This window comes from Micromonospora sp. NPDC047644 (genome assembly GCF_040704315.1).
Taxonomy (GTDB): domain Bacteria; phylum Actinomycetota; class Actinomycetes; order Mycobacteriales; family Micromonosporaceae; genus Micromonospora.
This window is the reverse complement of the sequence record NZ_JBEYSY010000002.1, coordinates 200,756-219,805: the sequence shown is the minus strand read 5'-3', so window position 1 is coordinate 219,805 and position 19,050 is coordinate 200,756. Positions and strand designations below refer to the sequence as shown.

The 19,050-nt window shown below is 71.9% G+C and carries 21 protein-coding genes; 8 read left to right on the top strand and 13 right to left on the bottom strand.

All coding sequences use genetic code 11. The annotated features are described in order from the left end of the window. Positions 1–8: 8 nt before the first annotated feature. The 6 genes from urtE to AB0877_RS04175 form a co-directional block, all read right to left on the bottom strand. Positions 9–701 carry an urea ABC transporter ATP-binding subunit UrtE gene (gene urtE, locus AB0877_RS04200; RefSeq protein WP_355006688.1) on the bottom strand — a complete coding sequence of 231 codons (693 nt, stop codon included), beginning with the start codon at positions 699–701 and terminating at the stop codon, positions 9–11. Next, positions 701–1,534, bottom strand: a complete 834-nt coding sequence (urtD, locus tag AB0877_RS04195) for an urea ABC transporter ATP-binding protein UrtD (protein ID WP_366606502.1) — start codon at positions 1,532–1,534, stop codon at positions 701–703. The genes urtE and urtD overlap by 1 nt, the downstream gene beginning before the upstream one ends. Next, positions 1,531–2,715: an urea ABC transporter permease subunit UrtC gene (urtC, locus tag AB0877_RS04190; RefSeq protein ID WP_366606500.1), complete on the bottom strand. Its 1,185-nt coding sequence runs from the start codon at positions 2,713–2,715 to the stop codon at positions 1,531–1,533. The genes urtD and urtC overlap by 4 nt, the downstream gene beginning before the upstream one ends. Then, positions 2,712–3,599, bottom strand: a complete 888-nt coding sequence (gene urtB, locus AB0877_RS04185) for an urea ABC transporter permease subunit UrtB (RefSeq protein WP_357196276.1) — start codon at positions 3,597–3,599, stop codon at positions 2,712–2,714. Before urtB ends, urtC begins: the two co-directional genes overlap by 4 nt. A 75-nt stretch (positions 3,600–3,674) precedes the next feature. Further along, complete coding sequence (gene urtA, locus AB0877_RS04180; protein ID WP_366606498.1) at positions 3,675–4,919, bottom strand: urea ABC transporter substrate-binding protein; 1,245 nt, start codon at positions 4,917–4,919, stop codon at positions 3,675–3,677. Between the two features lie 418 nt (positions 4,920–5,337). Continuing rightward, positions 5,338–6,420: a substrate-binding domain-containing protein gene (locus AB0877_RS04175; RefSeq protein ID WP_366606496.1), complete on the bottom strand. Its 1,083-nt coding sequence runs from the start codon at positions 6,418–6,420 to the stop codon at positions 5,338–5,340. A gap of 96 nt (positions 6,421–6,516) precedes the next feature. Here AB0877_RS04175 and AB0877_RS04170 point away from each other — a divergent pair, with 96 nt between their 5' ends. Continuing rightward, entirely contained in the window at positions 6,517–7,089 is a 573-nt protein-coding gene (locus AB0877_RS04170) for a MarR family winged helix-turn-helix transcriptional regulator (protein WP_366606494.1), read from the top strand. A 523-nt stretch (positions 7,090–7,612) separates the two neighbouring features. Here AB0877_RS04170 and AB0877_RS04165 read toward each other — a convergent pair. From AB0877_RS04165 to AB0877_RS04140, 6 genes are read right to left on the bottom strand one after another with little or no spacing between them, the layout of a single operon-like run. Further along, the gene (locus AB0877_RS04165; protein WP_366606492.1) at positions 7,613–8,329 is read right to left on the bottom strand and encodes an urease accessory protein UreD; all 717 of its coding nucleotides are present in this window, start codon (positions 8,327–8,329) and stop codon (positions 7,613–7,615) included. After that, entirely contained in the window at positions 8,329–9,129 is an 801-nt protein-coding gene (ureG, locus tag AB0877_RS04160) for an urease accessory protein UreG (RefSeq protein ID WP_366606490.1), read from the bottom strand. Before ureG ends, AB0877_RS04165 begins: the two co-directional genes overlap by 1 nt. Beyond that, positions 9,119–9,808 (bottom strand): urease accessory UreF family protein, encoded by a 690-nt coding sequence (locus tag AB0877_RS04155; protein WP_366606488.1) that lies wholly within the window; start codon positions 9,806–9,808, stop codon positions 9,119–9,121. The genes ureG and AB0877_RS04155 overlap by 11 nt, the downstream gene beginning before the upstream one ends. Beyond that, the gene (locus AB0877_RS04150; protein WP_366606487.1) at positions 9,808–11,511 is read right to left on the bottom strand and encodes an urease subunit alpha; all 1,704 of its coding nucleotides are present in this window, start codon (positions 11,509–11,511) and stop codon (positions 9,808–9,810) included. The genes AB0877_RS04155 and AB0877_RS04150 overlap by 1 nt, the downstream gene beginning before the upstream one ends. Continuing rightward, positions 11,508–11,855, bottom strand: coding sequence for an urease subunit beta (locus AB0877_RS04145; protein WP_366606485.1), 348 nt, complete (start codon positions 11,853–11,855; stop codon positions 11,508–11,510). Before AB0877_RS04145 ends, AB0877_RS04150 begins: the two co-directional genes overlap by 4 nt. After that, positions 11,852–12,154, bottom strand: coding sequence for an urease subunit gamma (locus AB0877_RS04140; protein WP_030335444.1), 303 nt, complete (start codon positions 12,152–12,154; stop codon positions 11,852–11,854). Before AB0877_RS04140 ends, AB0877_RS04145 begins: the two co-directional genes overlap by 4 nt. Positions 12,155–12,478: 324 nt before the next feature. Between AB0877_RS04140 and AB0877_RS04135 the strand changes: the two genes are divergently transcribed. Both AB0877_RS04135 and AB0877_RS04130 read left to right on the top strand, forming a co-directional pair. Beyond that, positions 12,479–12,868 carry a hypothetical protein gene (locus AB0877_RS04135; protein ID WP_366606483.1) on the top strand — a complete coding sequence of 130 codons (390 nt, stop codon included), beginning with the start codon at positions 12,479–12,481 and terminating at the stop codon, positions 12,866–12,868. Further along, a complete protein-coding gene (locus tag AB0877_RS04130) occupies positions 12,861–13,079 on the top strand; it encodes a GNAT family N-acetyltransferase (RefSeq protein WP_366606481.1) in 219 nt (72 codons plus the stop codon). The genes AB0877_RS04135 and AB0877_RS04130 overlap by 8 nt, the downstream gene beginning before the upstream one ends. 23 nt (positions 13,080–13,102) lie before the next feature. Here AB0877_RS04130 and AB0877_RS04125 read toward each other — a convergent pair whose 3' ends face one another. Beyond that, a complete protein-coding gene (locus AB0877_RS04125; protein WP_366606479.1) occupies positions 13,103–14,278 on the bottom strand; it encodes an LLM class flavin-dependent oxidoreductase in 1,176 nt (391 codons plus the stop codon). Positions 14,279–14,454: 176 nt separating this feature from the next. Between AB0877_RS04125 and AB0877_RS04120 the strand changes: the two genes are divergently transcribed. From AB0877_RS04120 to AB0877_RS04100, 5 genes are read left to right on the top strand one after another with little or no spacing between them, the layout of a single operon-like run. Next, on the top strand, positions 14,455–15,435 hold the full coding sequence (locus AB0877_RS04120; RefSeq protein ID WP_366606477.1) for an aliphatic sulfonate ABC transporter substrate-binding protein: 981 nt from the start codon (positions 14,455–14,457) through the stop codon (positions 15,433–15,435). Next, positions 15,432–16,265, top strand: coding sequence for an ABC transporter permease subunit (locus AB0877_RS04115; protein WP_366606475.1), 834 nt, complete (start codon positions 15,432–15,434; stop codon positions 16,263–16,265). Before AB0877_RS04120 ends, AB0877_RS04115 begins: the two co-directional genes overlap by 4 nt. Further along, positions 16,238–16,969 carry an ABC transporter ATP-binding protein gene (locus tag AB0877_RS04110; protein ID WP_366606473.1) on the top strand — a complete coding sequence of 244 codons (732 nt, stop codon included), beginning with the start codon at positions 16,238–16,240 and terminating at the stop codon, positions 16,967–16,969. The genes AB0877_RS04115 and AB0877_RS04110 overlap by 28 nt, the downstream gene beginning before the upstream one ends. A gap of 14 nt (positions 16,970–16,983) precedes the next feature. Continuing rightward, on the top strand, positions 16,984–18,390 hold the full coding sequence (locus AB0877_RS04105; protein ID WP_366606471.1) for a selenium-binding family protein: 1,407 nt from the start codon (positions 16,984–16,986) through the stop codon (positions 18,388–18,390). Beyond that, complete coding sequence (locus AB0877_RS04100) at positions 18,387–19,016, top strand: hypothetical protein (RefSeq protein WP_366606469.1); 630 nt, start codon at positions 18,387–18,389, stop codon at positions 19,014–19,016. Before AB0877_RS04105 ends, AB0877_RS04100 begins: the two co-directional genes overlap by 4 nt. Positions 19,017–19,050 lie beyond the last annotated feature (34 nt).

Genomic DNA, 19,050 nt, shown 5'->3' with positions numbered 1-19,050 from the left:
CACCCCGGTCAGACGGCCAGGGCCGCCCGGACGTCCCGCTCCGCCGTGACACCCCCGTCGCCGGACGAGGTGACCCGACCGGACTCCAGCACGTGGTAACGGTCCGCCACCCGCAGAGCGAAACCCAGGTGCTGCTCGACGAGCAGCACACTGAACCCGGACTGCCGGGTCAACTCGACGATCCGCTCCTGGATCTCCGCGACCACCGACGGCTGGATGCCCTCGGTCGGCTCGTCGAGCATCAGCAGCCGCGGCCGGGTGATCAGGGCGCGGGCGATGGCCAACTGCTGGCGCTGACCGCCGGAGAGCAGGCCGGCCCGCCGCCGCAGCAGCGGGCGCAACGCCGGAAACAGATCCAGCACCTCCGCCGTGGCCACCGCCCCGTCGCGCCGGCCGTCGGCGACCAGCCGCAGGTTCTCCGCAGCGGTCAGGTGCGGAAAGCACTGCTGACCCTGCGGCACGTACGCCATTCCCCGCGCCACCCGCTCGTGCGGCCCGGCGCGGGTGACGTCCTCGCCGTCCAACTCCACGGTGCCGGCACTCGGGCGCAGCAGCCCCGCCGCGACCCGCAGCAGGGTGCTCTTGCCGGCACCGTTGTGCCCGAGCACGGAGGCCACCCCGTCGGGCGGGACGGCCAGGTCGACCCCGTGCAGCACCCGGGACCGCCCGTACCCGGCGTGCACCCCACGCAGCGTCAGCATCATGCCTCCCGGCCGGTGCGGGCCGACCCGGCGTCGACCGGGTGGCCAAGGTAGACCTCCTGCACGCGCGGGTCCGCCTGGACCTGCGCGACCGTGCCCTCGCTGAGCACCCGTCCGGCGTGCAGCACTGTGACGCTGCGCGCGAACCGACGCAGGAAGTCCATGTCGTGCTCGATCACGACGACAGTGCGATCCCGGCTCACCGTCTCCAACAGGGCCCCGGTGGCGTCGCGTTCCTCATGGCTCATCCCGGCGACCGGCTCGTCGAGCAGCAGCAGCCGCGCGTCCTGCACCAGCAGCATGCCGATCTCCAGCCACTGCTTCTGGCCGTGCGCGAGCGTCCCGGCGAGGTCCGCGGCCCGCTCGGCCAGACCGATCGTCTCCAGCGCGGCGGCGATCTCGTCGGGCACGCCTCGTCGGCGGCGGGCCAGGGTCGCCCAGCTGCGCCGCGCGCCCGCCGCGATGTCGAGGTTCTGCAACACCGACAGCTCCTCGAAGACCGTCGAGGTCTGGAAGGTCCGCCCGATGCCGAGCCGGCTGATCCGGTGCACCGGCCGGCCGAGCAGTTCCTGCTCACCGAAGCGGACCGAGCCGCTGGCCCTGACCAGACCGGTGATCGCGTCGACCAGTGTGGTCTTGCCGGCGCCGTTCGGCCCGATCAGGAACCGGATGTCGCCGGCGGGCACCTCCAACGAGACGCCGTCCACGGCGGTGAAACCGTCGAAGCTGACCCGTACGTCACGGACGGACAACCCGTCCAAGCGCTCGCCGCTCATGCCGTGCTGGCTGGGCATGCGCTCACGGCCCTCGCTTCGCTCGGTGCGTTCGCTCATGCCGCCGGCACCTCCATCCGTTCGGCCCGTCGTCGACCCAGTGACAGCCAGCCGCGCCGCTGCGGCCGCGCGGCGACGTCGCGGTGGCGGGCCAACGCCCACAGCGACGCGAGTCCGCCGGGGAGGAACGCCACCACGACCACGAAGAGCAACCCCTGAAGGTACGTCCAGGTGCCCGGGAAACGCTCGGAGAGGGCGGTACGCGCCCAGGCCACCGCCACCGCGCCGAGCACCGGCCCGAGCAGTGTCGCCCGGCCGCCCACCGCGACGCCGATGACGAACTCGATCGACGGGACGATGCCGATCAGCGCGGGCGAGATGATGCCCACCGCCGGCACGAACAGCGCGCCGGCCAGCCCGGCCATGCCCGCCGCCACCACGTACGCCACGAGCTTGACCGACGCCGGGTCGTAACCCAGGAAGCGGACCCGTTCCTCGCCGTCGCGCACCGCCACCAACAGTTCGCCGTAACGGCTGTGGATGAGCTGACGGGTCAGCGCGAGCAGCGCCAGCAGCGTGCCGGCGATGATGAAGTACACCATCCGCTGGTTGACCGGGTCGTCCAGGTCGTACCCGAAGAAGCCCTTGATGTCGGTGAGCCCGTTGGTGCCACCCGTGGTGCCCTGCTGGCCGATCAGCAGGATCACCATGGCGGCGGCGAGCGCCTGGCTGAGGATGGCGAAGTACGCGCCGCGGACCCGGCGGCGAAAGACCAGCGAGCCGAGCCCGAAGGCGACAGCCATCGGCAGCAACACCGTGGCGGGCAGCGCGAACCACGGGCTGGCGAACGGCCGCCACCACAGCGGCAACTCGTCGAGTTGCCCGTACAGCTGCATGAAGTCGGGCATCCCACCCGGGCCCGCGTCGGCGAGCTTGAGGTGCATGGCCATCGCGTAGCCGCCGAGACCGAAGAAGACGCCCTGGCCCAGGGTGAGCATCCCGCCCCGGCCCCAGGCGATCCCGATGCCGACCGCGACCATGGCGACGCAGAGGTACTTGGACAGCAGGGCCAGCCGGAAGTCCGACAACACCAGCGGGGCGACGGCGAACAGCAGCGCCGCGCCGAAGGCGAAGCCGGCCAGGGTCCGTAGCTGGGAGCGCCCGGGACGGTTCGGCGGTACGGCACCGGCGGGCGCCGGGCGGACGGCGGTGCTGGGTGGCGCGGGGGTGACGGCGGTCATGCGAGGCTCCTGGTCCGCAGGGTGAACAGGCCCTGTGGCCGCCACTGGAGGAACGCGACGATCGCCACGAACACGATCACCTTGGCGACGCTGAGGGTGGTCAGGTATTCCCCGGTGGCCTGGAGCACGCCGAGGGCGAAGGCGACGATCACACTGCCCTTGAGCTGGCCGATCCCACCCACCACGACGACCAGGAAGGCGTCGATGATCAGGTTGGTGCCCATGGTGGGGCCGATCGGGCCGAGCAGGGTGAGGGCCACCCCGGCGAGCCCGGCCAGGCCGGAGCCGAGGAAGAAGGTCGTCCGGTCGACCCGGGAGGTGGCGACACCGGAGACGGCGGCGAGGTCGCGGTTCTGCACCACCGCGCGAATACGACGTCCGAGCGGGGTGAGTCGCAGCGCCAGGGTGAGCGCCGCGACGGCCGCCAGAGCCAGGGCCAGGATGAACAGCCGGTTGTTGGCGATGGTCAGCCCGCCGGGCAGCGCCACGTTGCCGGTGAGCAGCTCCGGCGCGCGGGTCTGCACGTTCGGGCTGCCGAAGATGTCCCGGGCCAGTTGTTGCAGGATCAGTGACACACCCCAGGTGACCAGCAGGGTGTCCAGTGGGCGGGCGTAGAGCCGGCGGATGAGCAGCACCTCCAGCAGGACACCCATGGTGCCGGCGACCACGAACGCCACCGGCAGCGCGACCGCCAGTGACAGGCCGGCGCCGGTGATGCTCTGTTGCAGAACGTAGGTGGTGTACGCGCCGGCCATGATGAACTCACCGTGCGCCATGTTGATCACGTTCATCTGGCCGAAGGTCAGCGCGAGGCCGAGCGCGATGAGCAGCAGCACCGCGCCGATGCTGATGCCGGTGAAGAGTTGACCGAAGAGGACTGTCACGGTGGGTACTCCGAACTGCTGGTCGGGTGGCCCGGGCGGAGCGCGCGGCAACGCGTTCCGCCCGGGCCGGCGTCGTCAGCTCAGGCCGCTCGCCCACGGGTAGGTCTTGAGGTACGGGTCCGGCGCGACCGGCTTGCCGGAGTTCCACACCTCGGTGATCAGGCCGTCCGCGCCGATCTTGCCGATCCGGGCGGTCTTCGCGATGTGCTGGGTCTTGCCGTCGACGGTGACCAGACCCTCCGGCGCGTCGAAGGTGATCCCGTCCGAGGCGGAGCGGACCTTCTCCACGTCGAAGGCGCCGGCCTTCTCGACCATCGCCTTCCACAGGTGCACGCCGACGTACGCGGCTTCCATCGGGTCGCTGGTCGGCTTGTCCGCGCCGAACTTCGCCTTGTACGCGGCCACGAACTTCGAGTTCGCCGCGCCCGGGGTGGTCTGGTAGTAGTTCCAGGCCGTCAGCTGGCCCTCCAGGTACTGGGTGCCGATGCCCTTGACCTCTTCCTCGGCGATCGACACCGACACCACGGGCATCGCGGCGGCGGTCAGACCCGCCGACTTGTACTCCTTGAAGAAGGCCACGTTGCTGTCACCGTTGAGCGTGTTGAACACCGCGTCCGCGCCGGACGATTTGACCTTGTTCACGATGGTGCCGAACTCGGTGGAGCCCAGTGGCGCGTAATCCTCACCCAGCACGGTCATCCCGTTCGCGGCCGCGTACGCCTTGATGATTTTGTTGGCGGTTCGCGGAAACACGTAGTCGCTACCGACCAGATAGACCGACTTCGCCCCCTGCGACTTGAGATAGTCCAGCCCGGGAACGATCTGCTGGTTGGTCGTCGCTCCGGTGTAGAAGATGTAGGGCGACTGCTCGAGTCCCTCGTACTGCACCGGGTAGAACAGCAACGCCTTGTTCTTCTCGAACACCGGCTTGACCGCCTTGCGGCTGGCCGACGTCCAACAGCCGAAGACAGCCGCCACCCGGTCCTCGGAGATGAGCTTCTCGGCCTTCTCCGCGAAGGTGGGCCAGTCCGAGGCGCCATCCTCACCGACCGGCTGGATCTTCTTGCCGAGGACACCGCCGGCCGCGTTGATCTCGTCGATGGCGAGCATGATGGAGTCGCGGACGGTCACCTCGCTGATCGCCATGGTCCCGGAGAGCGAGTTGAGCAGGCCCACCTTGACGGTGTCGCCGGAGACGTCGGCGGTGACGCCGGTCGCGCCACCGGAGTCGGTGGTCTTGCTGCCGCACGCGGTCATCGCGGCCGCGGCGACCAGGGTCATGGCACCCGCCAGGATGCGGCGGCCCCGGAATAATGACATCTACTCTCCCTGCGGTGCACTCAAGTGGCGAAAGGACGGTCGGTGCGGTCCGATGGAGCTGACGTGGGCGGTGCCGAGGTCGACGGGTGGACGCCGCGCAGGGAACCGGCTCGGATATGGGCAGGGAAAGCGTTGACCGGCATGATTGCGCGCGTGTTTCCCAGTCCTTAATTGACTGTTTCCGAGGGATCGACGAGCCGCACACGAAAAGCGGCCGACACCGTTGGGGAGGAAACGGTGTCGGCCGTTCGGAAAGACGCAGGATAAATGCCACCACATTGGTCGACGGACCAATCCGCCGACGGTGGGCACGCAATGGTGAGATCCGACCCCGTGGCCAGATACTTCACGCAGGAAGCATCTTAGGACGGCAGCGGGTGGCGCTGTCAAGGGTCGGAGGGCCGACCGTCGCACCCGGTCAGAGCTGAGCGAGCACAGTGAAGTCGAGCCCGTCGGCCTCGGCCAGATAGATGCGCTGCCGGACGTGCCGCTGACGCAGCCGCAACCGCCCACGCGGGCCGTGGTAGGCGACCGTGTCGGCGGCCGTCTCGATGGCCCGTACGTCGAGGGTGCGGGCCTGGCCGATCAGCGCGGCGAGCAGCATGACGCCCTCGTAGCAGGACTCCCCCAGGCTGCCCAACGGCGGCGCCTCCACCCCGAAGCGCCGGGCGAACTCGCCGTGGAAGTCGAGATTCTCCTGGGTGACCAGCCCGGCGAAGAAACCCGCGGTGCTGTAGAGCCTTCGAGTCGCGCCGGCGCCACTGGCCAACAGCATGTTCTCGTCCATCAGGGTGCTCAGCCGCAGACAATGCTGATCCAGGCCGGATCGGGCGAACGCCCGGTTGAACCGCACCGCGTCCGCACCGACCAGCAGCATCAACACCGCGTCCGCGTCACTGTGCTCGATGCGGCGTAACACCTCGGTGAAGTCGTGCGCGTCCAACGGCAGGAAGTGCCGGCCCACCACCTGCCCACCGCCGCGCAATGCGTACCGCTGGGCGGCCCGCGACGTGCGGCGCGGCCACACGTAGTCGTTGCCCACCACGAACCAGCGGCGCACCCCCTGCTCCGCGGCGAGCATCCGCATCGCGGGCCACAACTGGGCGTCGGGCGTCTCGCTGGTCAGGAAGACCCCCTCGGTGCGCTCGCCGCCCTCGTAGAGTGCGGTGTAGACGTAGGGCACCCGGTGTGCGACTCGGGGTGCCAAGGCCTGGCGCACCGAGGAGATGTGCCACCCCGTCACCCCCTGCACGGCACCCACCGACACCAACGCCTCGACCTCGGCGGCCACCTCGGCCGGCGGTGCGCCACCGTCGACAGGCACCAGGCGGACCTCCCGGCCCAGCACGCCACCGCACCTATTGATCTCCTCGACCGCGAGCTGCGCGCAGAGCTCACAGGTGGGGCCGAACATGCCGGCCGGCCCGCGCATCGGATAGACCAGCGCGATGCTGACCACGGCGCGGTCGACGGTCAGCCACGGCGGTGCCGGCGCGGACATGAGCACATGATTGCCCGGCCCACGACGGAAGACCAGTGCTCACCACTGACCGGGACGACTCGCTACCATGACAGGGCCACCGGACCAGGGAGTTTCATGTCAGACGTGCCCGGGGCGCCAGCCGACCTGCTGCGCTCGCTCACCCGCGCCGAACGGCTGCTCTCCCGCCGGCTGGGCGCCGTCCTGGCCGACGACGCGATCAGCATCGAGGCGTGGAGGGTGCTCTGCCTGCTCGCCGACGGCCAGGGTCACCCGATGAGCGAGGTGTCCGTCGAGGCTTCGCTGCCGCCGGGCACCCTCACCAAGCTGGTCGACCAACTCGTCGACCGCAACCTCGTCTTCCGCCGGATCGACCCGATCGACCGCCGACGGATTCGGGCGTACCTGACCGCCCGGGGCCGCCGCGAGCACGCCCGCCTGGACGAGCGCGTCCGAGCCAGCATCGCCGAACTGGGCGTCGTCGAGCTGGGCGGCGCAGGGCTGGGCGGCGCGGGGCTGGGCGGCGCGGAGACCGGCCAGCCGGGTCTGTCACCGGCCGCCGACCTGGTGGGTCAGCTCGACCACCTCATCGGCCGCCTCGACCCCACCCAGCGCGTCGATGCCGCCCGCCGCGATGACCGCGTCGACGCCGGTGGCCCGCACCGCTGGGCAGCGACCAGGAAAGCCTGAATACCGGAGCCCCGTGGCCAGCCCAGCGGCGACGCGGCATGACCTGCGCCGCCGTCTCGGCAGGGTGCACCGCGGTCCGGGCACGCTTCCTCACCGGCGGGTCCAATTGAGCCACAATGGACACATGCTGGCTCTCGGGGCTGTCATGTCGGTCGTCGATCGAGTTGCGACGAGCGACTCCACCAGCGAAAGGCCGGCGGTCGACGGCACCATGGCGACCCAGATCGCGAGACGTGCTTGTTGACGACTTCCGACAGACGCCAGCGCGACAGCAATGCCCCGAGCGGCGCCTCAGCCGCGCTCGTAACGGGCTACCTCCGCGCTGCGGCAATCCACTCAGGTAGCGCGCCGTCGAGCAGAGGTGCCCCTGGTCCCGCGAACGCTGCCCGGCCACCCGCGGCCACCCGCCGAAGAGCGTGATGTCGGTGAGTCATCACGATGACTCACCGACATCATGCTCTCCGCAGAGTCCGCCTCCAGAACGACGACCGGCCCCGTTGGCGATCCATCCGGACACACGCACTCAGTTGGTGAGGTGGGCGCGCAGGGTGTGTGCGTCGGGAGCGGTGGCCGTCCACAGGGTCGCCGGGCCACCTGCCAACGGCAGCCGGGCGACACTGCCCTCGGCCGATGGAGGTTCGGCGGGCCGCGACGGGTCGACCAGCAGCAGCGATCCCGTGGCCGGGGCGCCGCCGAGCACCGCCGGGCCGGCCCAGCCCGGCGCGTGCGGTCCCACCGCGAGGGACTGCCGCAGCAGTGGTCGACCCGCGTAGTCGACCTGGGTGTGCACGACGGCGCTGCCGGGCGCCTCGCCGTACCGGCCGCAGATCAGCTCGTCGCGCCACCGCAGGCTCGCGCCGGCGGCCAACTCGATCCGGGACTGGGCGAGGTGCGCGCAACCAGCCGCCGCTACCAACTGTTCCGGAAGCCAGTGCAGCGTGGCCCCGGCGTGCACCACCGCCCGCACCGCCATCCGTGAGACGGCACCCACACGGCCCGGTAGGGCGATCGACGCGGCGACGCTGTGCACCCGTACGGCCGCGCCCGGCCCGACCTCGATCTCCAGGCGCAGATCGTCGCCGGCCAGCGGCCCGGCCGCCCCGCCGACGAGGTGAACAGTGGCGACACCACCGTCGGTCGGGGTCTGGCGCAGCAGCAGCGGCGTTTCGCCGTGCAACTCGACAAGGGTCGTGCCACCCCGCCCGTCGGCCCGGGCGACCAGCCGGGCGAGCGCTCGCATCAGGCCGTTTCCGCCGGTACGGCGAGCGGGTGCAGGGCGGCGTGGTGGGCCAACTCGTGCCGAATCCAGTCCGCGACCGACGTCGCGGTGGGGTTCCCCACGATGGACAGGAAGAGGGTCGGGAGGTCCCCGCGCCGGGCCCGCGCGTCACGATCCATGACGGCGAGATCGGCGCCCACCATCGGGGCCAGGTCGGTCTTGTTGATGACGAGGAGGTCGGCGGCGGTGACCCCCGGGCCGCCCTTGCGGGGGACCTTGTCCCCGCCCGCCACGTCGACCACGAAGATCTGTCGGTCGACCAGCCCCCGACTGAAGGTCGCCGTCAGGTTGTCCCCACCGCTCTCGACGAGGACGAGGTCCAACGGGCCGACCGCCTCGGCCAGTTCGTCGACGGCGTCGAGGTTGGCGCCGATGTCGTCGCGGATCGCCGTGTGCGGGCAGCAGCCGGTCTCGACCGCGCGGATCCGCGCCGGGTCCAGCACCCCGGCCCGCCGGAGGAAGTCGGCGTCCTCGGTCGTGTAGATGTCGTTGGTCACCACGCCGAGCCGCAACTCGTCGGCGAAGGCACGGCAGAGCGCGGCCACCAGGGCCGTCTTTCCGGAACCTACCGGGCCGCCGATGCCGACCCGCAGGGCACGGCCGGCACGGGCCAACGGCGGATGGGGGTCCACCCCCGGCTCCGGATGGGTGTGCGGAATGGTCTCGTCGTGGGGTGGGCTGGCCGCCGTCGGCGTGCCCGGCGGCGGCGTGATCGGTTCGACGGCGGGCACAGCGCTCGGCACAACGGTGTCAGGACGCAAAGAGACGCACCTCCCAGGTGGCATGGATCTCGGCATGGATGTCGGCGAGTGGGGCGGCGGCGGCGGGCAGCCGCTCCGGTGGATCATCGGCGGCACGCGCCGCGTCGGCGGCCGTTCCGTCGCAGGCGTCGGCCAGGCCGACCAGCAGCGCTTGGACCCGGTACGGGTCGAGTCCGAGCAGACGTACGCCGGCGCTGGCCGCCCCGGTCAGCGTTCCGTACGCGGCGATCGTGGCGGTCTCGACGCGGGACATGCCGGCTGCGGCGCAGAGCAGCCCGAGTACCAGCGGCTGGTGTGCGCCGCCGGGCGTCGCGGGCAGGTCGGCGAACGGGGCGTCGGACCAGATGGCCCGACCGGCCCGCAGCAGCGCCCGGCCCTGTCGACGCGAGACCGCCCGCAACGCCGGTGCGGCGGTACGCGCGTCCAGCTCCGCGTCGAGCCGAGCCAGCGCGTCCGACCGGGCGGCGGTCTCGGCCACCGCCGCCCGGTGTGCGGCTGCCGCGAACGCCGCGCCGACCAGACCGGCGGTGGCCAATCGTCCGGTCAGGAACGCCTCCAACGAGGCCAGGTCGGTGACCCGGCCGGCGGCGACGGCCGCCTCCAGACCACCGGAGTGCGCGTGCGCCCCGGCCGGGAAGCGTCCGTCGGCCAACAGCAACAGCAGGCTCGGCGTCGCCATCAGAACAGGAAGTACCGCTGGGCCATCGGCAGCCGGGTCACCGGGTCCGGCTCCACCACCTGCCCGTCGATGCGCACCGTGAAGGTGTCCGGGTCCACCTCGATGCGCGGCATCGCGTTGTTCTCCGGCAGGTCGGCCTTGCCCCGCGACCGTACGTCGTTGACCGGCACCACCCGGCGACGCACGTCCAGGCGGAGCCCGGCGTCCAGGGCCGCCGGGGCCACGAAGGCCAGGCTGGTGGCGGCCGCCGCCGCGCCGTACGCCCCGAACATCGGCCTCGGCAGCATCGGCTGCGGTGTCGGGATCGAGGCGTTGGCGTCGCCCATCTGGGCGTACGCGATCATGCCGCCCTTGAGCACCAGGTGTGGCCGGACCCCGAAGAACGCCGGGTCCCAGAGCACCAGGTCGGCGAGCTTGCCCGGTTCGACCGAGCCGATCTCCTGTTCCAGGCCGTTGGCCATCGCGGCGCAGATGGTGTATTTCGCGACGTACCGCCGGGCCCGGTGGTTGTCGGCGGGCCCGTCACCCGGTAGGGCGCCGACCCGGTCCTTCATCACGTGGGCGCTCTGCCAGGTCCGCGTGATCACCTCACCGACCCGGCCCATCGCCTGCGCGTCGGAGCCGATGATCGAGATGGCGCCGAGGTCGTGCAGCAGGTCCTCGGCGGCCATCGTGGACGGTCGGATCCGGCTCTCGGCGAACGCGAGGTCCTCCGGCACGGACGGGTTGAGATGGTGGCAGACCATCAGCATGTCCAGGTGCTCGGCCAGGGTGTTCGCGGTGTACGGCCGGGTCGGGTTGGTCGACGACGGCAGCACGTTCGGTTCGCTGGCCACGGTGATGATGTCCGGTGCGTGCCCGCCACCGGCTCCCTCGGTGTGGTACGAGTGGATCGCCCGTCCACCGATCGCCCGCAGGGTGTCGGCGACGAATCCGGCCTCGTTGAGCGTGTCGGTGTGAATCGACACCTGGACACCGGACTCGTCCGCCACCCGCAGGCAGGCGTCGATCGCCGCTGGTGTGGTGCCCCAGTCCTCGTGCAGCTTGAAACCGCCCGCACCGGCCCGCAACTGCTCCCACAGCGCCTCGCTGGAGACGGTGTTGCCCTTGCCGAGCAGCAGCACGTTGACCGGCATGGTGTCCAGGGCCTCGTGCATCCGGGCCAGGTGCCAGGCGTTCGGGGTGACGGTTGTCGCGCGGGTCCCCTCGGCCGGCCCGGTGCCGCCGCCGACCATCGTGGTGATGCCACTGGCCAGCGCCTCGGTGACGATCTGCGGGCAGATGAAGTGCACGTGGGTGTCGACCGCGCCGGCGGTGAGGATCCGCCCGTTGCCCGCGATCACCTCGGTCGACGGGCCGATCACCAGGTCGGGGTGCACACCGGGCATGGTGTCCGGGTTGCCGGCCCGGCCGAGCGCCACGATGCGCCCGTCGCGCAGCCCCACGTCGGCCTTGACCACGCCCCAGTGGTCGAGCACCACCGCGCCGGTGATGACGGTGTCCAGTGCCCCCTCGGCGCGGGTCGCCCGGGACTGCCCCATCGACTCGCGGATCACCTTCCCGCCGCCGAAGACCGCCTCGTCGCCGCCCACGCAGTGGTCGGTCTCCACTTCGATCAGCAGGTTCGTGTCGGCCAGTCGGATCCGGTCACCGGTCGTCGGCCCGTACAGGTCGATGTAGCGGTCCCGCCGCACGGCGCTCACCGCGGCGACCCGTCGGTCGTGACCGAGTGCGGCGAGGGGTCCAGCGGTCCCGCGCACTCTGCGCGCAGGCCCGGCACGACGCGTGCGCCGCCGAGTGGTACGAGCTCGACGCTGCGGTTGACGCCCGGCTCGAACCGGACGGAGGTGCCGGCCGGAACGGCGAGCCGCTGCCCCCAGGCCGCGCCACGGTCGAACGACAGCGCCGGGTTGGCTTCGGCGAAGTGGTAGTGCGAGCCGACCTGTACCGGACGGTCGGCGGTGTTGACCACGAGCACCGTGGTCACCGGACGACCCACGTTGATCTCGACCGGGTCGGCCGCCGGCAGGATCTCCCCGGGGATCACGGGATCGGGTGGTGCACCGTCACGAGCTTGGTGCCGTCCGGGAACGTCGCCTCCACCTGCACCTCCCTCAGCAGCTCGGGGATGCCGTCCTGGACGTCGTCGCGGCCCAGCACCGCCCGGCCGGCCGACATCAGGTCGACCACCGACCGCCCGTCGCGGGCCCCTTCGAGGAGGAACGCGGTGATCACGGCGACGGCTTCGGGGTAGTTGAGGCGCAGGCCGCGTTCGCGGCGGGCGCGGGCGACATCGGCCGCGACGTGGACGAGCAGGCGATCCTGCTCGTGCGGGCTGAGGAACACGGGGCTCTCCCGGTGGGTCGGCGTGCCCCGGCTCGCCGTCGGGCTCCACGCGGAGCCACCCGGGCACCAGGACCCGAGCAGACGAGCTGGGAGTCACACGACCGCCGGGTCACCGCCGACGGGGCGACCCGGGACTCCACCATCCCGGCCCGCACGACGGGCATCCGGCGGTGTCGGGTCGGATGCGGACCGCACCGCCCACCGCTGAGCAGACCGTAGAGGATCGCCACCGGTCGAGGCAACAGTCCACTGGGGATCGGAGTGGTTCGCGGCCGGGTGCGGGTACGTGTTCGCGTGCGACGGCAGGCAGGGGATGATCACCGGATGACGGCGACGAGGGGTACGCGCGCACTGCTCGGTGTCTTGTTCCTGGCGGCGGCCACGGTCGGGACGTGGCTGCTCTGGCTGGGCTGGGACACCCGGTACACGGTCGACGCGCAGACCGGCGCGAGCAGCGGCCCGTACGAGCCGTGGCAGGTGATCGGCTGTGTGGTGACGCTCGTGCTGCTGGCCGCGCTCGCCGGGACGCGGCTCAGCCCGTGGCAGGTGGCGCCGGTGATGACCGTGGCGTTCACGGCGGCCTGGTCGTGGCGGGCCGCGTCGACCGACGACAGCGGGCTGTGGGTGGTCGGGGGGATTCTGGTGCTGGTCGGGATGGCGGCCGGCAGCACCGTGGTGAGCCTCGCGGCGCGGCGGGTCGGCCAGCGTGCCTGACCTGACGAGCCCTCCCCTGGCCACCGAGGCGGCCCAGGCCGTTGTCGCCCACACTCGTGCCACGCTCGACCTGCGGCGGTTGGTCAGCATCCACGTCGTCGGCAACGAGGCGTCCGCGCGGGTGATGGTCACGTTGGGCATGTCGCTGGAGCGGGAGACCGTGCAACCGGACACCGGCCGCCAGGTCCGGGTCTACGCGATGGACCTGTAGGCGGTCGCGGGCGGACCGGCCGATCAGCGGGCCGCGGCGGGTTGCGGCGCTGGCACGCCGGCGAAGGGGACGTCGACGTGGTGGCCGGTCCCTGGCCGGCCGTCGGGGTGCCACCACAGCCCACGCTCGCGCAGGATCGGCAGCACGCCCTCCCCGAACCAGTACGCCTCCTCCAGGTGCGGATAGCCGGAGAGGATGAACTCGTCGATGCCGAGCGCGTGGTATTCGGCGATCCGGTCGGCGACCTCGGCGTGGCTGCCCACCAGCGCGGTGCCCGCCCCACCGCGGACCAGGCCGACCCCCGCCCACAGGTTCGGGGCGACCTCCAGGCCGTCGCGGGAGCCACCGTTCAGCTCGAGCATGCGGCGCTGCCCCTCGGACTCGCTGCGACGCAGTCCCTCCTGCACGGCCCGGATGTCGGCCTCGGACACCCCGTCGAGCAGCCGCTGGGCCTGCGCCCAGGCCTGCTCGGCGGTGTCCCGCACGATGACGTGCAACCGGATGCCGAAGCGCAACTCCCGCCCGGCGCGGGTGGCCAGCGCCCGGACCCGCTCCAGCTTGTCGGCGACCAGGGCCGGCGGCTCGCCCCAGGTGAGGTAGACGTCGCTGTGCCGCACCGCCACCGGAAGTGCGGCGGCCGAGGACCCACCGAAGTAGACCGGCGGCACCGGGTCGGGCGGCCGGTGCAGCCGTGCCTGTTCGACGCGGACGTGGGTGCCGTCGTGGTCGACGGTCTCGCCGCGCCACAGCGCACGCACCACGTGCAGGAACTCGTCGGCCCGCGCGTACCGGGCGTCCTTGTCCAGGAAGTCGCCGTAGGCCCGCTGCTCCGGTGACTCGCCGCCGGTGACCACGTTGAGCAGCAGCCGGCCCCGGGACAGCCGTTGGAAGGTCGAGGCCATCTGGGCGGCCAGCGTGGGGGCCAGCAGGCCGGGCCGGAAGGCGACCAGGAACTTGAGCCGCTCGGTCACCTCGGTGAGCATCGCGGTGCTGAGCCAGGCGTCCTCGCACCAGGCGCCGGTGGGGGTGAGGGCGCCGACGAAGCCGAGTTGCTCGGCGCTGCGGGCGATCTGCCCGAGGTACGCCACGCTGGCCGGGCGAGCGCCTCCGGCGGCACCGGTCGGTACGCCGTGGCCGCCGCCGACGATGTCCCGGCTGTCGCCGTTGGTGGGCAGGAACCAGTGGAAGGTGAGGGTCATCGGGCTCTTTCCTCCAGCGGGGGCGGTCGGCGCACGCAGCGAGGCGGGCACCTCCTGAGGGGTGGGACGATCCCGCCGACAGCCTACCCATAAAACCTATCGGGTTAGTAGGCTACTGCCGACGCCGACACCTGTCGATGCGCCGACGTCCGCCTGCCCCGACCTGAGGAGCCGCCATGCCCACCCCGTCGACGAGTCGTCCCCCGCACCGCCGCCTCCTGACGACGGCGATCACCACGGTGGCGCTGCTCGCCACCGTGGCGGTAAGCGCGTGCGGCGGGTCCGCCGACGCGGACGGCGGCAACGGGCAGAAGCTCCGGATCGGCTACCAGCGCTTCGGCGGGCTGAGCCTGGTCAAGGCGCGCGGTGCCGCGCCGGATGTGGAGTGGTCACTGTTCGAGAGCGGTCCCGCGCTCACCGAGGCGCTCAAGGCCGGTTCCATCGACATCGGACAGGTCGGCGAGGCCCCGCCGGTCTTCGCCGCCGCCGGGAAGATCCCGTTCTCCGTCATCGGCACCTCGGCACCGATTCCGCAGGGGGAGGCCGTGCTGGTCAAGGCCGATCGGGGCTACCGCAGCTTCGCCGATCTCAAGGGCCGGACGGTGGCCCTCAACAAGGGGTCCAACGTGCACTGGTTGCTGGTGCGGCTGCTGGAGGCGAACAACATGACGTTGAAGGACATCCAGGTCAAGTACCTCAAGCCCGCCGAGGGGCGGCCCGCGTTCGACGGCGGGCAGATCGACGCCTGGGTGATCTGGGACCCGTACTTCGCGCTGGCCGAGCAACCGGGGGTCCAGGTGCTCGCCGACGCGACCGGGCTCGCCAGCAACCGCGAGTACGTCCTGGCCTCGCCCCGGGCGGTCGACAAGCGAACGGACGAGATCCGCGCTTTCCTCCAGCGCTACCGCGAGGTGACCGACTGGGGCATCGCCCACCCCGAGGAGCGCGCCAGCACCCTCGCGCCGGAGCTGAAGATCCCCCAGGACGTCACCAGCCGCGCCCTGGCCCGCAGCGCCAGGCCCCTCGCCCCGGTCACCCCGGCCATCGGCGACGAACTTCAGGCGATCACCGACAGCTTCATCGCCCTGGAACTCATCCCGGGGCCGGTCGACCTCCGATCCCGGGTCGACGGCCGGTTCAACGAGGTGTTCCAGTGAGTCGGGCGACGCTCGTCGAGGCGCCCGAAGAGGTCACCGCGGCGGCACCTGTCGTACCCCGTCGTCAGCGGTCGGCCCGGCGCTGGCGGCGGGTGGTGAGCCCGGTGGTGCTGGTCCTGGGGTGGGAGTTGGCCGCCCGGACCGGGCTGCTGGCGGCCGAGAAGCTGCCCGCGCCCAGCGACGTGCTGGCCACCGGCGCGCGGCTGAGCCGGGACGGGACGCTCGGAATCCACCTGCTGGACTCCCTGACCCGGGCCGGGGCCGGCCTGCTGATCGGCGGTCTCCTGGCCCTGGCCCTGGGCACCGTTGCCGGGCTGCTGCGGCTCGGTGACGACCTGGTCGACCCGCCGGTGCAGATGGCCCGGATGCTGCCGCACCTCGGGCTGGTCCCGTTGCTGATCATCTGGGTCGGCATCGGTGAATCACTCAAGGTCAGCCTGGTGGCTCTGGGCGCGTTCTTCCCCATCTACTTCAACACCTACGCCGGCATCCGGGACATCGACGAGCGGCTGGTGGAGGCGGCCCGCACCTGCGGTCTGGGACAGGCCGCCCGACTGCGACACGTGGTGCTGCCCGGCGCGTTGCCCTCGCTCTTCCTCGGTCTGCGACTGGCCATCGGGGCGGCCTGGCTCAGCCTGGTCGTCGGCGAGCAGGTCAACGCCCAGACCGGGATCGGCTTTCTGATGATGGAGGCGCGGGAGTTCAGCCAGACCGACGTGGTGGTGCTCGGCCTGCTCGTCTACGCGCTGCTCGGGCTGATATCCGACCTTGCGTTGCGCGTGGCGGAGAGGAGGATGTTGACATGGCGTCGCGGACTGCGGGCCACCTGAACGGCGACGGGCCGGTGCTCACCGCGCACGCGGTGCGCCGGGCGTTCGGGCCGACGGTCGTGCTGGCCGGTGTCGACCTGACCATCGCCCGCGGCGAGGTGGTGGCCCTGCTGGGCGGCAGCGGTTCCGGCAAGAGCACGCTGCTGAGGATTCTCGCCGGGCTGGACGGCGAGGCCAGCGGCACGAGCGTCGTGCACGGCACCGCCGCGGTGGTCTTCCAGGAGCACCGGTTGCTGCCATGGAAACGCGTGGCGGAGAACGTGGGGCTCGGCCTGTCCGGCGCGGACGGCCCGGGGCGGATCCGGCGGGCGCTGGCCGAGGTCGGTCTCGCCGAGCGGGATCGCGCCTGGCCGGCGGAGTTGTCCGGTGGGCAGGCGCAGCGGGTGGCGGTGGCGCGGGCCCTGGTCCGCGAGCCGGACCTGCTGCTGCTCGACGAGCCGTTCGGCGCCCTGGACGCGCTGACCCGCCTGCGGATGCAGATCCTGCTGCGCCGGCTGCGCGCCGAGCACGGCTTCGCCGCCCTGCTGGTCACTCACGACGTGGAGGAGGCGCTGCTGCTCGCCGACCGGATCCTGCTCCTCGACGAGGGCCGCATCGCCGCGGAACTGCCCGTCGACCTCGGCCCCACCCGCACGCCGGACGACCCGGCCTTCGGCGCGCTGCGCCGCCACCTGCTCGACCGACTCGGCGTTCCCACCACCTGACGAGCGGAGCTGCGATGACCCGCTGGACCCCCGACCCCACGTTCTACCCCTCGCCCCGCGACGCGGTCACCGCACCGGCGGAGAAGCTCGCCTACGTGGCGGCCTTCGACCGGACGGCCACCCGTCCGGACGCCATCGTGGTGCTGGACACCGACCCCGACTCCCCCGACTACGGCCGGGTCGTCGGCTGGACCGACCTGCCGTACGTGGGGGACGAGCTGCACCACTTCGGCTGGAACGCGTGCAGCAGCGCGCTCTGTCCGACCGCCCCGCACCCACACGTCGAGCGGCGCTACCTGATCGTCCCCGGCCTGCGGTCGTCGCGCATCCACGTGCTCGACACCCAGCCGGATCCGCGCCAGCCGCAGGTCGTCAAGGTGATCGGGGCCGACGAGCTGGCGAAGCGGGCCGGCTACTCACGGCCGCACACCGTGCACTGTGGCCCGGACGGCATCTACCTCTCCGCGCTCGGCGGCGCGGACGGCGAGGAGGGCCCCGGTGGCATCGCCATCCTCGACCACACCACGTTCGAGGTTCGCGGGGCGTGGGAGGCCGACCGGGGGCCGCAGTTCCTGGCGTACGACGTGTGGTGGCACCTGACCCAGGACGTGCTGGTCACCAGCGAGTGGGGCACCCCGCCGATGATCGAGGACGGCATCATCGGTGAGCTGCTGCTGGGTCGACGCTACGGGCACGCCATCCACTTCTGGGATCTGGCGAAACGCCGGCACGTGCAACGGGTCGATCTCGGCGATGCGTACCAGATGCCGCTGGAGTTGCGGCCGGCACACGACCCGACGAAGTCGTACGGGTTCGTCGGCGTGGTGATCAGCGTCGAGGACCTGTCCGCGTCGATCTGGCTCTGGCACCGCGACGGGGATGCCTGGGCGGTCACCAGGGTCATCGACATCCCGGCCGAGCCGGCCGACCCCGCGCACCTGCCCGACCTGCTCAAGCCGTTCGGGGCGGTGCCGCCGCTGGTGACCGACATCGACCTGTCCGTCGACGACAGGTTCCTCTACGTCTCCTGCTGGGGCACCGGGGAACTGCGTCAGTACGACGTCAGCGACCCGCTGCACCCGGTCCAGACGGGCTCGGTGCACCTCGGCGGGATCGTCCGCCGCACCGCGCACCCGTCCGCGCCGGACGAGGCCCTCGCGGGTGGTCCGCAGATGGTGGAGGTCAGCCGGGACGGCCGACGGGTCTACGTCAGCAACTCGCTCTACGGCGCGTGGGACGACCAGTTCTACCCCGACGGGGTGGGTGCCTGGCTGGCCAAGCTCGACGTCGACGTGGACGCCGGCGGGCTCACCCCGGATGAGCGGTTCTTTCCGCACGGGGAGGAGTTCCGGGGCCTGCGGGTGCACCAGACGCGGTTGCAGGGCGGGGACGCCTCCTCCGACTCGTACTGCTATCCGTGACCGTCACCACCCTCGCGACGCTCGCCGCGCTCGGCGCGTTCCATGGTCTGAACCCGGCGATGGGGTGGCTGTTCGCCGTGGCGCGGGGCCTTCAGGAGCGCAGCCGGGTGGCACTGCTGCGCGCCCTACCGCCGATCGCGGCGGGGCATCTCGCCTCGGTGGCCGTCGTCGCCGCGTTGGTCACCGCGACCCGGTCGGTGACGGCGAGCAGCACCCTCGCGGTGGTCGGCGGTGTGGTGCTGGTGGCCTTCGGGCTGTGGCGCCTGCTCTCCGAGCGGCACTTCCGGTGGGCGGGGATGCGGCTGTCGGCAGCACAGCTCGCCGCCTGGTCGTTCCTCATGTCGTCGGCGCACGGGGCGGGGCTCATGCTGGTGCCGGTGCTGGTGGCCGAGCCGGTGTCCGGGGGTCACTCCGGGCACCCGGCCGCCGCGCCGGTCGGCGCGCTGTCCGGCCTCGCGGCGGCCGGGGTGCACACCGTGGCCATGTTCGGCGTCGCTCTGGCCGTGGCGCTGCTGGTCTACCAGGTGCTCGGGGTCGGTGTGCTGCGTCGGGCCTGGTTCAACGTGGACCGGCTCTGGGCCGGGGTGCTGGTGGCCGCGGGGTTGGTGACGCTGATCCGGGCCTGACCGACCATCGTGGACGGCGACGAATCGTGATCTG

What these genes read in the sequence shown, in the direction of transcription:
- urtE (WP_355006688.1), bottom strand. Translation starts at nt 701, where the DNA reads ATGCTGACGCTGCGTGGGGTGCACGCCGGGTACGGGCGGTCCCGGGTG.
- urtD (WP_366606502.1), bottom strand. Translation starts at nt 1,534, where the DNA reads ATGAGCGAACGCACCGAGCGAAGCGAGGGCCGTGAGCGCATGCCCAGC.
- urtC (WP_366606500.1), bottom strand. Translation starts at nt 2,715, where the DNA reads ATGACCGCCGTCACCCCCGCGCCACCCAGCACCGCCGTCCGCCCGGCG.
- urtA (WP_366606498.1), bottom strand. Translation starts at nt 4,919, where the DNA reads ATGTCATTATTCCGGGGCCGCCGCATCCTGGCGGGTGCCATGACCCTG.
- AB0877_RS04175 (WP_366606496.1), bottom strand. Translation starts at nt 6,420, where the DNA reads ATGTCCGCGCCGGCACCGCCGTGGCTGACCGTCGACCGCGCCGTGGTC.
- AB0877_RS04170 (WP_366606494.1), top strand. Translation starts at nt 6,517, where the DNA reads ATGTCAGACGTGCCCGGGGCGCCAGCCGACCTGCTGCGCTCGCTCACC.
- AB0877_RS04165 (WP_366606492.1), bottom strand. Translation starts at nt 8,329, where the DNA reads ATGCGAGCGCTCGCCCGGCTGGTCGCCCGGGCCGACGGGCGGGGTGGC.
- AB0877_RS04155 (WP_366606488.1), bottom strand. Translation starts at nt 9,808, where the DNA reads ATGGCGACGCCGAGCCTGCTGTTGCTGTTGGCCGACGGACGCTTCCCG.
- AB0877_RS04135 (WP_366606483.1), top strand. Translation starts at nt 12,479, where the DNA reads ATGACGGCGACGAGGGGTACGCGCGCACTGCTCGGTGTCTTGTTCCTG.
- AB0877_RS04125 (WP_366606479.1), bottom strand. Translation starts at nt 14,278, where the DNA reads ATGACCCTCACCTTCCACTGGTTCCTGCCCACCAACGGCGACAGCCGG.
- AB0877_RS04120 (WP_366606477.1), top strand. Translation starts at nt 14,455, where the DNA reads ATGCCCACCCCGTCGACGAGTCGTCCCCCGCACCGCCGCCTCCTGACG.
- AB0877_RS04110 (WP_366606473.1), top strand. Translation starts at nt 16,238, where the DNA reads ATGGCGTCGCGGACTGCGGGCCACCTGAACGGCGACGGGCCGGTGCTC.
- AB0877_RS04105 (WP_366606471.1), top strand. Translation starts at nt 16,984, where the DNA reads ATGACCCGCTGGACCCCCGACCCCACGTTCTACCCCTCGCCCCGCGAC.